15 protein-coding genes and 1 pseudogene are annotated in these 14919 nt (G+C 40.7%); 11 read left to right on the top strand and 5 right to left on the bottom strand.

Translation table 11 applies throughout. The features are described 5' to 3' along the window. Nucleotides 1–72 precede the first annotated feature (72 nt). From MSWHS_RS16285 to MSWHS_RS16310, 6 genes are all read left to right on the top strand, one after another. Nucleotides 73–606: a tRNA (cytidine(56)-2'-O)-methyltransferase gene (locus MSWHS_RS16285; RefSeq protein WP_048128451.1), complete on the top strand. Its 534-nt coding sequence runs from the start codon at nucleotides 73–75 to the stop codon at nucleotides 604–606. A gap of 642 nt (nucleotides 607–1248) precedes the next feature. Beyond that, nucleotides 1249–1665, top strand: a complete 417-nt coding sequence (locus MSWHS_RS19680; RefSeq protein ID WP_231585489.1) for a hypothetical protein — start codon at nucleotides 1249–1251, stop codon at nucleotides 1663–1665. Nucleotides 1666–1889: 224 nt separating this feature from the next. Next, nucleotides 1890–2399, top strand: coding sequence for a shikimate kinase (locus tag MSWHS_RS16295; protein WP_048128449.1), 510 nt, complete (start codon nucleotides 1890–1892; stop codon nucleotides 2397–2399). A 291-nt stretch (nucleotides 2400–2690) separates the two neighbouring features. Further along, nucleotides 2691–2969: an ACT domain-containing protein gene (locus MSWHS_RS16300; RefSeq protein ID WP_048128447.1), complete on the top strand. Its 279-nt coding sequence runs from the start codon at nucleotides 2691–2693 to the stop codon at nucleotides 2967–2969. A 26-nt stretch (nucleotides 2970–2995) separates the two neighbouring features. Further along, entirely contained in the window at nucleotides 2996–4357 is a 1362-nt protein-coding gene (locus tag MSWHS_RS16305; protein WP_048128445.1) for a PFL family protein, read from the top strand. Nucleotides 4358–4759: 402 nt separating this feature from the next. Further along, entirely contained in the window at nucleotides 4760–5941 is a 1182-nt protein-coding gene (locus tag MSWHS_RS16310) for a hypothetical protein (protein ID WP_048128442.1), read from the top strand. 36 nt (nucleotides 5942–5977) lie between these two features. On the opposite strand, the gene MSWHS_RS19685 is transcribed toward MSWHS_RS16310, so the two are convergent. Then, a complete protein-coding gene (locus tag MSWHS_RS19685; protein WP_369798992.1) occupies nucleotides 5978–6136 on the bottom strand; it encodes an RRXRR domain-containing protein in 159 nt (52 codons plus the stop codon). 129 nt (nucleotides 6137–6265) lie between these two features. Next, complete coding sequence (locus MSWHS_RS16315; RefSeq protein ID WP_048128440.1) at nucleotides 6266–7162, bottom strand: hypothetical protein; 897 nt, start codon at nucleotides 7160–7162, stop codon at nucleotides 6266–6268. A 505-nt stretch (nucleotides 7163–7667) separates the two neighbouring features. Between MSWHS_RS16315 and MSWHS_RS16320 the strand changes: the two genes are divergently transcribed. The 3 genes from MSWHS_RS16320 (at nucleotide 7668) to MSWHS_RS16325 (ending at nucleotide 9377) form a co-directional block, all read left to right on the top strand. Then, nucleotides 7668–7976: a hypothetical protein gene (locus MSWHS_RS16320; protein WP_048159430.1), complete on the top strand. Its 309-nt coding sequence runs from the start codon at nucleotides 7668–7670 to the stop codon at nucleotides 7974–7976. Nucleotides 7977–8496: 520 nt separating this feature from the next. Then, nucleotides 8497–8661: a hypothetical protein gene (locus tag MSWHS_RS22475; protein WP_082088375.1), complete on the top strand. Its 165-nt coding sequence runs from the start codon at nucleotides 8497–8499 to the stop codon at nucleotides 8659–8661. Between the two features lie 74 nt (nucleotides 8662–8735). Beyond that, nucleotides 8736–9377 (top strand): phosphoribosyltransferase, encoded by a 642-nt coding sequence (locus MSWHS_RS16325; protein ID WP_082088111.1) that lies wholly within the window; start codon nucleotides 8736–8738, stop codon nucleotides 9375–9377. A 144-nt stretch (nucleotides 9378–9521) separates the two neighbouring features. Here MSWHS_RS16325 and tnpA read toward each other — a convergent pair whose 3' ends face one another. After that, nucleotides 9522–9914, bottom strand: coding sequence for an IS200/IS605 family transposase (gene tnpA, locus MSWHS_RS16330; protein WP_082088376.1), 393 nt, complete (start codon nucleotides 9912–9914; stop codon nucleotides 9522–9524). Between the two features lie 49 nt (nucleotides 9915–9963). On the opposite strand from tnpA, the pseudogene tnpB reads away from it, so the two are divergent. Continuing rightward, nucleotides 9964–11077: pseudogene (tnpB, locus tag MSWHS_RS16335) on the top strand (IS200/IS605 family element RNA-guided endonuclease TnpB). Nucleotides 11078–11182: 105 nt separating this feature from the next. Here tnpB and MSWHS_RS16340 read toward each other — a convergent pair. Together MSWHS_RS16340 and MSWHS_RS16345 are read right to left on the bottom strand one after the other, a co-directional pair. Next, the gene (locus MSWHS_RS16340) at nucleotides 11183–11863 is read right to left on the bottom strand and encodes a metallophosphoesterase (RefSeq protein ID WP_231585747.1); all 681 of its coding nucleotides are present in this window, start codon (nucleotides 11861–11863) and stop codon (nucleotides 11183–11185) included. A gap of 619 nt (nucleotides 11864–12482) precedes the next feature. Beyond that, nucleotides 12483–12893 carry a cupredoxin family copper-binding protein gene (locus MSWHS_RS16345; protein WP_048128434.1) on the bottom strand — a complete coding sequence of 137 codons (411 nt, stop codon included), beginning with the start codon at nucleotides 12891–12893 and terminating at the stop codon, nucleotides 12483–12485. A 606-nt stretch (nucleotides 12894–13499) separates the two neighbouring features. Here MSWHS_RS16345 and aspS point away from each other — a divergent pair. Further along, nucleotides 13500–14834 carry an aspartate--tRNA(Asn) ligase gene (gene aspS, locus MSWHS_RS16350; RefSeq protein WP_048128432.1) on the top strand — a complete coding sequence of 445 codons (1335 nt, stop codon included), beginning with the start codon at nucleotides 13500–13502 and terminating at the stop codon, nucleotides 14832–14834. Nucleotides 14835–14919 lie beyond the last annotated feature (85 nt).

Genomic DNA, 14919 nt, shown 5'->3' on the forward strand with positions numbered 1-14919 from the left:
TTTTCCTTTTTTCCCTGTTTCATAAAAACTTCAGTGAAACCCTTTAATACCTTGTCAGGGTTTTAGCCGAGCATGAAGAGAATTGTATTACTGCGCCTGGGGCATCGCCCTGAGAGGGATAAGAGAATTACCACCCATGTTGGTTTAACTGCCAGGATGCTGGGAGCTGAAGGCATGCTTCTTGCTTCTGATGACCCGGGGATTGTGCAGACTCTTGAAGATGTGGTCAGGCGCTGGGGTGGGCATTTTTACATTAAAAATAACGTTAGTTTCAAGCAGGAAATCAGAAACTGGAAAGAAGAAGGTGGAAAAGTCTGCCACCTTTCCATGTACGGGATCAACCTGCCAGATGTTACTGACGAACTCAAAAAGTGCGAAAAGCTCATGATCGTTGTAGGTGCAGAAAAAGTCCCCCCCGAAATTTACCAGCTCGCCGACTGGAACGTAGCTGTGGGCAGCCAGCCCCATTCAGAAGTTGCGGCAGTTGCAATCACAATGGATAGGATCGCCGAGGGTGAGCCGCTTGAAAAAGAGTTTTCAGATGCCGAACTGACAATTATTCCCGCAGAAAGAGGCAAACACGTTATAGAAAACATCAGGGATTAAGCCATGCTATGAAAGTAAGCCATGCTATGAAAGTAAGCCATGCTATGAAAGCAACACATATTAAAAATAATGTTGAGGAAGTTGACGATTATGTCCCATTAAATTAAGATTTCATGGGTTTTACGCTTCTTCCTATAATTTATCCATGCTACAAATTTTCATTTTTACATTTTTTCGAATACAGATAGATCCCTGAGATTTTAAGTTTTTAATTAGGCACAATCTCGTCTATTATTACGAATTTTTAGATAAGTGTTAAATATAAGTTCTACATAGGATAACTGTCTATATGCAGACTATTCCTCCTGCTAATGGTAGTATCCGGATTTTTCCGTCTTCGTTCCCGCCAGATGGGGCTGACAGGTATGATTTAATTGCGGTTCCGGAAAATTGAGGCAAGGTCCGGTTACAGGGGTGCAGGCAGACAAACTTTTCTGGTCGGACACTTTATTTGTCGGGCATCCCTTCCGGTTTTCTTCATTTTTTTTCTGATAAACCTTCCCTGGAATGAACTTTAAATGGGAAATTATAAATGGGAAATTATAAGTTTCAAGCTGCTTTCAGCAAATTTCCGGTTGATATGAATTGAAAGCCGGACCTTAAAAAAGATTAAATTCAAATAATAGTGAGAAGTAAAGGTTAATGAACCATATGGACTTAATAGTGCAAAAAATAGATATGTTAACGGGATCCGTGCTTCTTTTTATAGTCCTGGCTTTATTTTTGCACTTTTATAATATCAGACTACTCTCTTATTCCCTCAAGCTTTGCAATTGGGTCTGCGGGCTGGCTATCAGTTCGGACAGTCCCTGGGTCAAAATGCTTGTGCTTCATCTTGTATTTTTTATCCGGCTTCTCATGTACCTTGCAATTGTATCCCTCGAACAGGTGGATAAGCTGACGACCCGAAGCCTTTTCAGACATTATATCGCTGGCAACAGGGTAGTCTTTCTGGAGTATATGTCTGCTTTCATGCACTCCTCTAAAGAGGTTGAAAAATGTATTTGCAGCTTGAGCTCTCAGCCAGTAAACAGAAAAGAGCAGCATATCAGAAAATAGTCTCTCAAAGTTCTATAATCATAAAAGTTGTCCGGGAAGTTTCTGATTAGACTGGAATATTCAAGACGTATCTCATAATTTTGCCTCTTTTTTTAAAATACTCACGTTGCACATTTTATATAGCAGAAGATTATATTTTGTCCTATATCTACAGACTGCCGACCTCTCGTCCTGGGAATTTTCGGCATGTTGTCCTTGATTTTTGAAGGTAGGAGGTGTGGGCAATGAACATAACATTAATTGGCATGGCAGGAGCGGGGAAAAGCACTATAGGAAAGGCACTTGCAAGACGCCTGAATTATACTTTTATTGATGTCGATAGCATGATCACGCAGAGGACGGGAATGCCCCTTCAGACTCTGATTGATAAACAGGGTGATTGCGCTTTTATCAGGTTTGAAGAAGAAGCTATTCTGGGGCTTGGACAGGTGGACAACTGCATTATCTCTCCCGGTGGAAGCGTGGTTTATTCCGAAAATGCCATGGAGTACTTAAAAAAAATATCTAATGTAGTCTTTCTGGACACTCCTTTCAGAAGTATCGTAAAAAGGATTCCGAACGCAAGAAAGAGGGGTATAGTAGGGCTCAGAGACAGAAGCCTTAAAAAACTTTTTGAAGAGCGGTTGGTTCTGTATCATAAATATGCTGACTTTTCAATAAAACTTAAAGGAAGAGAAAATATTCAGGGGCTTGTTGATAAAATTATCCAGCTCTGTCTTGAGAAGGAGACCTGATTTGAGGAATGGCTCTTCATAGATAACAGGTTAACCGACTTACATATTGTTTTATTTCCAGAATCGTTTTCATATTGTTTTATTTCCAAAATTTTTTTCCTTTATATTATCCTTTCAAGATTTTTAGTTATAGCAAGATCAAAACATATCCTTCAGTATCAGAGGATTTATTTCGGGACTGGAGCAGTTTACTTTATTATCTATCAGGTATTCAATTTGAACAAAATTTCCTTGTTTACAGCTTTCGTGTATTAATCTGCAGAAAAAAACAGGATCAACAGGAGATATTTCATGACATCAAGTCGTTTCATTATCACGGTTATTGGCAGCGACAGGGTAGGGATTGTTGCCAGGGTCACCACGGTGATGGCCAGTTACAATGTAAATATTGTCGATATCAGCCAGACTATTATGCAGGGCATCTTTACCATGATCATGCTTGCAGAAGCCCCGAAGGAAAATTTTGACCTTTCGGCTTTCCAGCAGGCTATGGATACCGAAGGAAAGAGTCTTGGAGTTGAGATCAAGGTGCAGCATGAAGATGCTTTCCGTTTCATGCACAGGATCTGAGCTGTGAGGAAGCAGGAGGATTTTTCATGCTTATAAACCCGAACGAAATACTGGAAACAATTCAGATGGTCAGGATGGAACACCTGGACATAAGGACCGTCACCATGGGGATCAGTCTCAGGGACTGTAGCCACCCTGATCTTGAGGTTCTCAACGAGAATATCTATGAAAAAATAACTTCCCGGGCAAGGGAGCTTGTCAGGATAACGAATGAAATCCAGAGCCTTTATGGGATTCCTATTATCAACAGGCGGATTTCCGTAACTCCCATAGCTATAGTAGCTGAAAGCTGCAAGTCTCAGGACTTCGTTTCCGTTGCAAAGACAATGGATGAAGCTGCAAAGGACTCAGGTGTGGACTTTATCGGAGGGTTCAGTGCCCTTGTCCATAAAGGGGAAACCCGGGGAGATCTCAAACTGATAAATTCTATTCCTGAAGCCCTTGCATCTACTGAAAAGGTCTGCTCGTCCGTAAACGTTGCGACCACAAAAGCAGGTATTAACATGGATGCAGTCGGCCTGATGGGGACAATAATCAAAAAGACTGCGGAACTGACCGCTGACAGGGAGGGGATTGGTTGTGCCAAACTGGTGGTTTTTGCAAATGCCCCTGAAGATAATCCCTTTATGGCAGGAGCTTTTCACGGAATCGGTGAGCCAGAGTGTGTTATCAATGTGGGTGTAAGCGGTCCGGGAGTGGTTAACGCAGCTGTTCGCGAACTTGAAAACCCGAACCTTACGGAAATTTCCGAAACGATCAAAAAGACAGCTTTTAAAATCACACGCATGGGGGAGATGGTAGGAAGAGAAGTCTCGAAAAGGCTTGGTGTGGAATTCGGGATTCTAGACCTTTCACTTGCCCCAACTCCGGAAATCGGGGACAGTGTTGCCGCGATTCTGGAAGCCATGGGGCTTGAACGCTGTGGAGCCCATGGGACGACTGCAGCTCTTGCGCTTCTTAATGATGCTGTAAAAAAAGGTGGAGCAATGGCTTCTTCTTCAGTAGGGGGCCTTAGCGGGGCTTTCATTCCGGTTAGTGAGGATGCGGGCATGATCGAAGCAGTTAAAGTCGGAGCTCTTACTCTCGAAAAACTCGAAGCCATGACTAGTGTCTGTTCTGTCGGGCTTGACATGATAGCAGTTCCAGGAGATACCTCTGCTTCTACCCTTTCCGCAATCATTGCTGACGAGATGGCAATTGGGGTAATAAATAAAAAGACAACTGCAGTCAGGATCATTCCCGCACCCGGTAAAAGAGTGGGAGATTCCGTGGAATTCGGCGGGCTGCTTGGAAGTGCACCTATTATACCGGTAAGCAATTTCAGTTCGGAGACTTTCGTAAAGCGAGGAGGAAGAATTCCGGCTCCAATCCAGTCGCTGACAAACTGATGTGTTATCCTTGGAAAACATAGCCAATAGCCTTTAATTGGTATAAATGGGCGTTCTGAAAGTTGTCCGTTAATCCTTTAAAAAAGTGGCTATTGAATTGTTTTTCCTCCTGGATTGTTACAAAATGGATCGGGTGGTTAAAAGACGGGCATGGCTCTCTCTTTTTTGGTTTTAGTTATTCAGGTATTTTGTTCTTTTCGAAGTTCTTTTTCTTTAAACCTTTTTTGTAATACCTTCAAAAGTACACTATTATAAAAAAATCATTCCATATAGAAACTTTTTTTAACATTTATACTGTTCAGTTTCCGATGTTATTTTTAGTATCCTCTTTTTTTGGAAGTCGTTGGGACGTTTCAAAGGAGGCTTTCAAGAATATGAGTTATTAACAGAGGAGAGAGTCATTTGGACCAAAAATACTTGAGAATAATGATTTTGCCGCTTCTTTTAGTGTGCCTTATAGGCATATCAGGAGCAGAGCCGAACAGTAAAACTTCAGGAAATGAAGCAGTCATAGACTACACGGAAGGCGGGCACTATGATACCGACTTCAATTCCAGCTTCATGTCGGAATGGTGGTACCAGAACGGAGACATGCGGCTTGTTGGGAAGGGCGGGGAAAAGAGGAACCTTGCATTTTTTGTCACGATGGTTCATCAGGAGTCCCCAACACTTTTTAATGATCCAAACACCGGGGAACAGTTTTCTAATATGGTAACTTTCTATGGGCTTTATCCATATGGGGAGGATACTTCTACCAATTATACAACGTGTTTTGTGCCAAGGGGTGAAATTGAAAATTACGTTGGATTCCATGTTCCTTACCTTGACTTTACTTATCCGGAAGGTTTAAGGAAATTTTACGGTTCAGCCCTTAAAGGGTACCGACTGAATTATGCTTACGACAACATGCAGTTGAACCTGTTTTTCAAGCCTCATGCCGAAAAAACAATCGATAGTGCCGCAGATCCGGTCAATTTTACCACATATGAATACGCTTATGGAAAACTTAAGGGTAGTGTGGTTCTTGACGGTAAGAGATATACGGTTACACAGGCTGATGGGTACTTTGACCACATGATTCCTTATACCACTGACAAGCTTGTGTGGGAATGGGAAATGCATGGGTGGAGCTGGTCAGAACTTACAACAAATAGTTACCAGACCGTGTTCTATGGGGTTAGAGGACCTGATGATGGTTATGATGATTATACGTATAAACATCTGACTTTGATAAACAAGCATACAGGGAAGGTAATTGCAGAATACTCTGGGGATGAAGTGAGTATCACCCAGGGCGACTGGCAGCATCCAAATGTGAATGGAGAAACCGTGGACAGACCAGCCAGCCTTCAAATCTCGGCTCCTGACCTGAATATCTTCATAAATGCTGAAAATGTTGTCCAGCTTGATAGGTCTTCCCAGGAGCAACCTGTAGGATTTGTTGATTTCATGTCCTTCCAGCCCGATGAAGCAACAATTAGGTATAAAGGAAATATTGAGCATGGAAGTGCATTTTACGAGTATATGGTCTCTGATTGGGTTATATTCCCTCCCCAGAAAACATTGCAAGTTGAAGAGGAATAAGCCTGTAGATTCAGACCTGTAAACTCACCTGTAGATCTATTTTGCAGGAATATTTCCTCTTTTGCTTCCGAAAAGTAACTTAATTGTGAATGGCGTATTTCGGATCACTTTTGCCTTGTCTGCTTGCAGTAGCTTTCTGGCTTTTGAAGGTTTACAGGGCATTAGTGGTTTTTTGTTTTGATTGATTACGAAAATTTCCCAAGCTCTTAATCGGTGATCTGGTCAACCAGGGCTTTGGTCAACCAGAGCTTGTTAGACAAACCCCTGAGTTTTAGCTCAGGGATAGTTGACGTTTAAGTCTAAAGTGTTTTTCCCATCCTTCCTTTATTTTGTATTTACCCACAATTCTCTCATCATTTCCCTGATTTCTTCTATTTTTTTGATGTGGTCTTTATCGTTTATTATATCAAATTCGTTAAAAGATTCAAGCGCAACCTTTGCCGCAATAGAGGCATCATTCAGGTATCTGTTCCCTGCACTGCTCATTATTGTCTGAAGGGCGGATGCAGCCTGGAAAACAGCATTTTCCATTTCTTCTTCCGCAGCGCTTTTTCCTATCTCCTCAATAGAAGCTGTGATAATTCCTGCTGCGCTCTGAAGGTTTTCTTCCATGGCTAATGCAGCCATTTCTTCTAACATAAGTTCTGCTCCTATTGCAGCTTTTTCAAGGGTTTTCTGAGCAGCCAGTTTTCCGTTTTCTCCAAGGCAGGTGATACATATAGCGGCATTTTCTGAATAATCAGGGAGTTTCATCCTGGCGACTGCTTTTCCAATTTCCCCAAGCCCGATTGTAACTGCAAGGGTTTCTCTTTCCCTGTTAAGAAGAGCTGCCGTATTTCCGCTTTTTCCAAGAATGGATGCTGCAAGTTTGGCTACCGTCTCAAGTTGCTGTTCGGTGGCAATTTTTCCAATAGTTCCGAAAGAAAGCAGGACCCTGACAGTTGTGCTTTCCATGTTCTGCTTCATTGAGCACTGGAGCATCTTCTCCAGGGATCTTATAGCATTGACTGCTGCATTTTCCATTCCCTGAAGGGCAGCAGCCTTTCCTATTTCTTTTATGGAAGATACCGTCTTCTCTGCTTCCAGTTCCTTTCTTTCGCTAAGATAACCTTTACCTATCACTGTCAGAGAGGTAAGAGCCTGGCTGACTCCTTCATCAAACTCCTCATCTACGGAAGCCAGCCCTTTATGCATTTCTCGGTTGTTTTCTTTTGAAAGCATAGCTTTGAAGCTCCTTTATCAGTTATGCTTTTTATTAGTATAAATGCTCATGTTTTTCTTTTTGTAAATTTCTAAGACGCTTGTTACTGATTTAATTTGTTATTCCTTTTGGTCTTTCCATTTGATTTGTTTTTTACCTATAGCTCCGCCATAAAAATGGCATATATAATAAAGTGTCAGAAAAACGAGAATTGCAAGAACAGCTTTAAAGACTATCCTTTTAAAAAATCCTTTATCCCATTAATCCCCTCATCTTTTGTTTATTCTCCGGATTTGCTTTATAATTATTTGCTTTATAATTATGTTTTCCCTAGTTCAAATATTTTCAGGATAAGATGAATTTTCAAGTATATTGATGCAATCTTCTACAGCATTTATAACACAAAGAGTAAAACCCCTGAGTCTTTAGCTCCGTGGTAACAGAAAATGAAGCGAAAGAAAAAACAAAAGATGGCAAAAAACGAGTAAGAGTACGATTAAAATCGAATTAAATATACTTTAAATATTGCCTGGAATAAACTCTTTCCCCAGCCTTGTTTCCATAGATCCTGGGATTTCGGAAGAACTAGATATTTTCAACAGTAACTTAATATATTTAGTAAGTCTAAATACGGCAATCATACTTAATTGCAATAATAATATTTTTATGGAATTCCTCGCATTGCTTTTCTTTTTCTTTTCAGGCAATGGCTCCGTTGGAAAAGTGATATATCCAGTAAAGAATGCAAAATACAAGTACTGCAAGAACTGCTTTGAAATCCATAACTGTTATCCTCCTTTTTCAGATATTTTCTCAGGCTATAGCGCCGGCTGAAAAGTGATATATCCAGTAAAGAGTGCAAAATACAAGTACTGCAAGAACTGCTTTAAAGTCCATAACTGTTATCCTCCTTTTAATAACTATCACGAAAAATCCCTTTTGTAGGTAAAAACAGTACTGGAATGCAGGTATATAAAAATACCGTTTTTTACCGCTTTTGGAGCTGATTTCCGTATTTTCAGTCGAGTTATTTTTTTATCTCTGCCTATTTTGGCTTTTAAAGTTTTCAAAACATTGAAAAAGTAAATCTAAAGGTTGTTTTAACTTAATAAAAAGGAGGAGATCTTTACTCTTTTGCAAAAGTAACCTTATATATTTTCCAGTAAAATTATAATTGGGGGATCAAAATCGGGAGATGTTTTTCAAATATTAATTTTACTTCTCTTACCTCCCGGAACCCGGTAAAAGGATGCATTTTTTATCCGGGCTTCTGCCGACTACGGGAAGGATAAGTTTCTCATTCACTTTACGGTTTTATTGATGAATATATACAGACAGAAGGAATTCAGACAGAATGAATTCAGGCAGGAAGAATTCAGGCAGGAAGAATTCAGGCAGGAAGAATTCAGGCAGGAAGAATTCAGGCAGGAAGAATTCAGGCAGGAAGAATTCAGGCAGAAAGAATTCAGGCAGAAAGAATTCAGGCAGAAAGAATTCAGGCAGAAGGCGATTTATCTGAACACTGGAACAAAAAAAGCAGCCCGACAGTCCAGGTGCTCTCCGGCAAAAAAGAGTTTTTTCAAGTGCGAGCTCATGAGCTTTGGAGAAGTTTTTCGCCTTTCCAGGTTTCTTGCCCGGCAAATCAAAGCTTCGGGTTATCAGCCTGACTTGATCGTTGCAATAGGGAGGGGAGGCTATGTGCCTGGAAGGCTGGTTTGCGATTTTTTGCTTTTCAACGACCTGACTTCTATGAAAGTCGAGCACTACATGAGGGGGGCGGATATGCAGGCAGAAGCGAGGATAAAGTTTCCCATCTCCGTGGACATAAGCGGGAAAAAAGTGCTCATTGTGGACGACGTCACAGACACCGGAGAGACCCTTAACCTTTCGGTTGACTACGTGCAGAGCCTTAGACCTGCCGAGATCAGAACTGCAGTCCTCCAGCACAAGACCTGTTCTTCCTTCACCCCGGATTTTTATGGCCAGAAGGTTGTCAGGTGGCGCTGGATAATCTACCCATGGGCCCGTTATGAGGATCTGGCAGGGTTTGCGGAAAAGATTTTAGGGGACAGGACTCTTGATCTCTCCCGGATCACTGCTGAGTTTAAGAAGAGATACGAGATCAAGATAGGTGAACAGGAATTGCTTGAAATTCTGATCGATCTGGCTAAGAGAAATGATGTTGAGAGGGTTGAAACGGATAATCTGGTCGGATGGCGGGTCCGGAAGAAGTAGGTGTAATTAATTTCATCTGTGTTTTCAGAATAATAAAAAACAAAAAAGGAAGAAAAATTCAACGAAAAAGGAAATATCAATAGATTTTATATGAAGAAGCGTAAAACCCCTGAGTCTTTAGCTCAGGGGATATAAGCGTCAACTTCAACCCTGATTCCGTATGTAATATTCTGCCGCCTCTTTACTCACATTTCCGATAGTAGACGCAAAATAACCATCACTCCATAACGTATTCTCACCCCAATAATACTTTTTCAGATATTCTTTTTGAGTTTTCCATAACCTGTTAGTATATTCTTGTTTCAATTTTCTGACAATTGACAAAACGCTAACTTTCGGCTCACTCTTGATCAAGAAATGAATATGGTCTTTGTCAGTTTCCATTTCAAGGATTTCAAAGTTAGACTCTTTTGAAATGTCAATCCTAATCTGTTTGAGTTCTTCGCTAATTGGTTCAAGTATGACTTTTCGGTATTTGCAAACAAAAATAACATGATACATTATCAAAAATTTGCTATAATTCCGTGTTTCATACATCGTATTTACCAAAAAGTATGTATGTTGTTAAAGCATATTATGCCTTTGTATGATGCAAACGTTCAAATTTAGACTCTATCCTACAACTACACAAGCTATTCAATTGAATCAGCATATAGGTAGCTGTAGATTTGTCTATAATTGGGCACTTGACCAGAAAATTAAAACTTATGAGCAGACAGGGGAATCAATTTCCAGATTTGACTTAAACAAATTAATTCCTACTCTAAAGGCTTCTAATGAGTGGTTAGGAGAAGTTAACTCTCAATCATTACAGGGGGATGACTAAGCAGGTTGAATCCGCTTTCACTAGATTCTTTAGAGAGAAAACAGGGTTTCCAAAGTTCAAATCAAAAAAGAATCCGATACAGTCTTTCCCTGTACCTCAACACTACACTGTAAACTTTGAAAATAATACTATCAAGCTTCCTAAAATAGAACCAATTAAAGCAGTTCTTCACAGGAAGTTTGAAGGAGAGCCTAAAACGGCTACGTTATCAAGGACATGTAAAGGACATTACTACATCAGTATCCTTGTTGAAGATGGAAAAGAACTTCCAGTAAAGGAAGCTTTCACAGAATCAACAACAGTAGGAATTGATGTAGGTATCAAAGACTTTGCTGTCCTTTCAACAGGAGAAAAGGTTGAGAATCCAAAGTACTTGAAAAACTCTCTTAAAAGGCTCAAAGTATTACAGAAAAGAGTCTCAAGGAAACAGAAAGGCTCTAAGAACAGGGCAAAAGCTAAACGAAGACTTGCTGTACTCCATGACAAACTAACAAATCAGAGAAATGACTTCCAGAACAAACTCTCTTTTAGACTTGTTAGCGAAAACCAAGCTGTAGCTCTGGAAACTCTAAATGTTAAAGGCATGGTTAAGAATCATCACTTAGCACAGGCTATAAGTGATTCTGCGTGGAGTAGTTTTGTAATAAAGTTGGAATATAAGGCTCAATGGTTTGGAAAAACCGTCCTGAGAATAGGACAATTTGAACCCTCTTCTAAGCTATGTAGTGTGTGTGGATACCACAATAAAGAGCTTCAGCTAAAAGACAGAGAATGGATTTGTCCAGACTGTAAAACCAAACACGATAGAGACATTAATGCCGCTATCAATATCAAAAAATTCGCTCTCATAGATCAGAATCTAATTGGATTATGACACCGTAGGGACTACGGGGATGAGCTTGGGGACTTGCTCTCAATAGAGGGAGGAATGAACCAAGAAGCCACTCAGTCTTTAGCTGAGTGGTAGTTCACTTGCCCTTCACATTACGGTTTCTGTGACCAGTTCCAGATTCCCCTGCGGGAAAACCCTTGATATCCGGACGTTCCAATTTCCATCTGAATTTTCGTTTTCAGCCTGGATCAAATTAAAGCACTGCGTCGTTTTGCCTCTGGTCTTGGAAGAACAGATGGTGCCTGCATTTATAACAAGCATATTGTTCAGGTTCCAGACATGAGGAATGTGGCAGTGCCCGCAAAGCACAAGGTTTACTTTGCAGTGGTTCAAGAGGTCAAGGACATCACCGGCATCGACAAGGACAGTGTTTTCCCTGCCCGAAAGAGGGATCGGGACAAGGTGGTGGTGCAGGGCAAAGACCTTGAAATTCTCTCCGGAAAATGCTTCTTTGATCCAGCCGTAGTTTTCCCTTCCCAGGTGCCCTTCGTCAATGTCCGGCTGGGAGGAGTCAACTCCCACAACGGTTACATCTCCAAGATTCCTGGTTGAGAACCTGTTTTCGAAAAGGTCTTCAAAGTGCAGGTACCCGGCATTTTTGGAGTCGTGGTTTCCAGGGACAAGGACTCTATCTTTACATTCAATCCTGTCAATAAATCTTTTAACTCCATCATATTCGGCTGAAAACCCGTTTTCTGTCAGGTCGCCGGTAATTACCACAATATCCGGATCCAGCTGATTTATGTTCTGCAACATGGATTCTGCAATTTCCGGGACAAAATATGCTTCTGAAAAATGAATATCTGAAAGGTGTACAATCTGTATAATTTTTTACTCCCCTGTTTCTGAAATTTTATAATATTGTTTATATTCAGAACCTTCTAATTCAGTGCCATTATATATAGGTATCTGGGGAAAATACATATTTTTGCAAATCTAATTATAATTCGTTATAATAAAAAGGTTTTATAACTCAATCTCTTTTGAATTGTATTAATATTTATTTAATCTTCATTCATGAACAGTAGGCACAAAAATGAAGAAAATAATCTTTTCAGGTATTTCAGCCTCTTTTTTCTATGCAGTCACCGGACGTGCGCCAGGCCCGGACTCGCAGAAGAGGTTTTTGTCTCTTAAAAAAGATCCCTTCTTTTGGGTTTTGAACTTAAAATACAATTGGATTCCGTTTTTCAAGTTTTGTAGTTTATAAATAAATATTCTTCAAAAAATGTTCTACAAAAGACGCGTGTTCACTCGATCTTCCAGCGTACTTTTCCGATAGGTTAGAATATCTTTACAGAGCGCTGATATGTGATTATTTACTACACGACGCTTCTTATCAGCCTTTAATTCTTGCTGAGTTCATTTAATGAACTCTCTTCTTTATTCAGACCTCTACAATTACCTTCCCTTCCATCCAGGGGTGTATTGTACAGATATACTGGTACGTTCCTTCCTTCTCAAAAGTATAGGTAAATGCCTCTCCTTTTTGAAGGTACTCGGACTCAATACCCGAACCTACCACATCATGGAGAACAGTATCGTTGTTAGTCCACTTTACAGTCTGTCCAACTTTAACAGTAAGGTTCTGGGGTATGTATTTGTAGCCCTGGATCTTGACATCAATAATATCATCCCTTGTTCCTGTCGCAGCCTCTACGGTTCCCGCTATTTCCCCCTCATCTATTCCTTCGACAGGTGTGGAAAGTGCAGGTTTTTCTGAAGCTCCGTTGTCAGCACAACCCACAACAAAAAGCACACTTAAAATTATCAGAAAAATTATGATTTCCTTTCTCACGCTATTTTCCTCTCTAACTCAGTTTTTACACTTATATTTTTACTTTTACTCTTTCACTCTTATACTTTTTTTACTCTTTTACTCTTTTACCCTTCTACTCTTTTTACTCTTTTACTCTTTTACTCTTGTACCTTTTTTACTCTTTTACTCTTATACTTTTTTTTACTCTTTTACTCTTATACTTTTTTTTACTTTTTTACTCTTTACTTCTTTATTCAATCCTTACCTCTCTCGTAACCCGTTTGGAAACTCAGTTCAGTAAATCAGTTTCTACTATGTTTCCCTGTCTTTATCCGGTTGAGTAAAGTACAATTTCCACCGTCTATAAATCCTCCCTCTCAAGCGCAAAAAATAACTTTCTGGATTATAATCCATAGCTTCAAAACCAAATCGAAGTTTCAATAAACCCTTTTGATTGAAGCAATAGCAACGTTAAACCCATAAATTAGTCCTCTTGAGCGGAACGAAGTGGAGCGAAAAGGACCGAGTACTCTCGAGGCGCAACTCGGGGAACAAATACATTAATAATGAGTTATGACTATTCACCTACGTTTCAGCTTCATTCTTATATTTACGTTTAATTTATCTCCTAATTAAGGTGAATTTATGTCTTTAGCAAATCTCAGAACACATTATACAACCGATGTCAAGCCTGAAAAAGTTGATAACGGTCAGAAAATAACCCTTGCAGGCTGGGTCTATGAGGTCAGAGACCTCGGAGGGATCTGTTTCGTTGTTCTCAGGGACAGGGAAGGAAAGGCTCAGATCACACTTGTAAAGAAAAAAATTGACAAAGAACTCTTCGATGCAGCAAGAAGGCTTGTTCGCGAGTCCGTAGTTTCCGTAACTGGCTCTGTCAAATTTGAAGAAAAAGCTCCTAACGGTTATGAACTGCTCCCCGAAGAGATCACTGTCCTGAACATGGCAGCTTCCCCTCTTCCTATGGACACAACCGGAAAGGTAGAAGCCGAACTGGACACGAGGCTTGACTCCCGCTTTATTGACCTGAGAAGAGCCGAGACAACTGCGGTTTTTAAGATAAGGCATGAGTCTCTCCAGGCTATCAGGGAATATTTTGTAAAGCATAACTTTATTGAAACAGCAACTCCAAAGGTCGTTGCTACAGCAACCGAAGGTGGAACTTCTCTTTTCCCGATCACCTATTTTGACAGGGAAGCCTTCCTCAACCAGAGCCCCCAGCTTTTCAAGCAGATCCTCATGAGCGGTGGGTTTGACAGGGTCTTTGAAATTGGCCCCATTTTCAGAGCAGAAGAACACGATACCCGCAGGCACTTAAACGAAGCCACTTCTATTGATGTTGAAGTCAGCTTTGCCGACCACTTCGATGTAATGGAAATTCTGGAAAACCTGGTTGCTTACGTCTATACCCGGGTAATTGAGAACTGCAAAGCCTCCCTTGGAATACTGGGGGTTGAACTGAAGGTTCCGAAGACTCCTTTCCTGAAGCTCACTTATGACGAGGTAATTGAGATCATAAACAGCCGCTCGGAAGAGAAAATGCACTGGGGAGACGATCTCGGCACTTTTGGAGAACATATAGTCGGAGATTATGTCTACGAAACTACAGGTGAATCCCATTACTTTATTATCGACTGGCCCACAGAGATCAAACCTTTCTATGCCATGCCTTATGAGGACAGGCCTGAGTTCAGCAAGTCCTTTGACATGATGCATCGGACAATGGAGCTTTCTTCAGGAGCTCAGCGGATTCACATTCCTGACCTGCTTAAGAGCAGGATAGCATCCCAGGGCTTAAACCCTGACGGTTTTGAGTTCTACCTTAAAGCCTTCGAATACGGAATGCCTCCGCATGCCGGATGGGGACTGGGCTGTGAGCGTTTTGTCATGACCATGCTCGGAACTGACAATATCAGGGATACGGTACTCTTCCCGAGGGACAGGAGAAGACTTTCTCCCTGATCCCCTCCAATATTTTCTTTTAAGCTTGAAAGGACTTCCTGTTTTTGAAAAATATTTGCTAACTTTTTTAAAGCTGAAAGGCGGA

Source organism: Methanosarcina sp. WWM596 (assembly GCF_000969965.1).
Lineage (GTDB): Archaea > Halobacteriota > Methanosarcinia > Methanosarcinales > Methanosarcinaceae > Methanosarcina.

Excerpts from the sequence above, each read along its gene's own strand:
- MSWHS_RS16285 (WP_048128451.1), top strand. The coding sequence starts at position 73 with ATGAAGAGAATTGTATTACTGCGCCTGGGGCATCGCCCTGAGAGGGAT.
- MSWHS_RS19680 (WP_231585489.1), top strand. The coding sequence starts at position 1,249 with ATGAACCATATGGACTTAATAGTGCAAAAAATAGATATGTTAACGGGA.
- MSWHS_RS16295 (WP_048128449.1), top strand. The coding sequence starts at position 1,890 with ATGAACATAACATTAATTGGCATGGCAGGAGCGGGGAAAAGCACTATA.
- MSWHS_RS16300 (WP_048128447.1), top strand. The coding sequence starts at position 2,691 with ATGACATCAAGTCGTTTCATTATCACGGTTATTGGCAGCGACAGGGTA.
- MSWHS_RS16305 (WP_048128445.1), top strand. The coding sequence starts at position 2,996 with ATGCTTATAAACCCGAACGAAATACTGGAAACAATTCAGATGGTCAGG.
- MSWHS_RS16315 (WP_048128440.1), bottom strand. The coding sequence starts at position 7,162 with ATGCTTTCAAAAGAAAACAACCGAGAAATGCATAAAGGGCTGGCTTCC.
- MSWHS_RS22475 (WP_082088375.1), top strand. The coding sequence starts at position 8,497 with ATGAATTCAGGCAGGAAGAATTCAGGCAGGAAGAATTCAGGCAGGAAG.
- MSWHS_RS16325 (WP_082088111.1), top strand. The coding sequence starts at position 8,736 with ATGAGCTTTGGAGAAGTTTTTCGCCTTTCCAGGTTTCTTGCCCGGCAA.
- tnpA (WP_082088376.1), bottom strand. The coding sequence starts at position 9,914 with ATGTATGAAACACGGAATTATAGCAAATTTTTGATAATGTATCATGTT.
- aspS (WP_048128432.1), top strand. The coding sequence starts at position 13,500 with ATGTCTTTAGCAAATCTCAGAACACATTATACAACCGATGTCAAGCCT.